This window comes from Aeromonas sp. L_1B5_3, assembly GCF_963866575.1.
Classification (GTDB): Bacteria; Pseudomonadota; Gammaproteobacteria; order Enterobacterales; family Aeromonadaceae; genus Aeromonas; species Aeromonas jandaei.
On record NZ_CAWMDN010000064.1, the window covers coordinates 1 to 566 of the forward strand.

The 566-nt window shown below is 58.1% G+C and carries 2 protein-coding genes; both read right to left on the reverse strand.

Annotation, left to right across the window (positions count from 1 at the left end; genetic code table 11):
* Window positions 1-249: type IV toxin-antitoxin system YeeU family antitoxin (locus tag AACR93_RS03995; protein WP_043852289.1), on the reverse strand; the 249-nt coding region annotated here is incomplete at its 3' end.
* A 2-nt stretch (window positions 250-251) separates the two neighbouring features.
* On the reverse strand, window positions 252-566 hold a 315-nt coding region (locus AACR93_RS04000; RefSeq protein WP_021137999.1), incomplete at its 5' end, for a hypothetical protein.

The window sequence follows — 566 nt, forward strand, 5'->3', positions numbered from 1 at the left end:
CAGCTTGGCTTCCAGAGCCTTGATGATCTCCGGGAAAGCCAGGTCGAGCTTGGCTATCTGCGTCTCACTCCATTCACCGATCAGACTGGCCCGATCGGATAGAAAATCGAGCCGGTAGCGACTCTGTATCAGACGAGCGCCAAAGCGTGGCGTCACGGTATGGGGCAAACCCCACTGTGCAAAAATCCGAGTGGGGTGGTCTGGCGCTACGGGGTGTTGGTTGTTGGTGTGGGTGGTTGTCGTGGTCATGATTAGCGATACCTCAGTTGAATGTCGATGCAGGTGCCGGGCACGTTGTGGCGCTGGCGTAGTCTGGTCAGGTGCTCAGGGAGTTCGGTCAGGTTTGTCAGCCGCCCCCGGTAGAGCCGAGAAAGATTGATGTAGTCGGGATGGCTCACGGTGATGGTCACCTGATGCCCAGGTTGCCAACGAGCAAACAGGCGGGCTTTGGCTTGCTTGATGGTGGTGATGCCGGGAGCGGGTAGTGTCTGACGGTTTCGCAGGTGCAGTTTGTTGAGCTCGGGGGCATAGCGATGCACCTCGAGTCCGGTGATAAGACGGGTCAT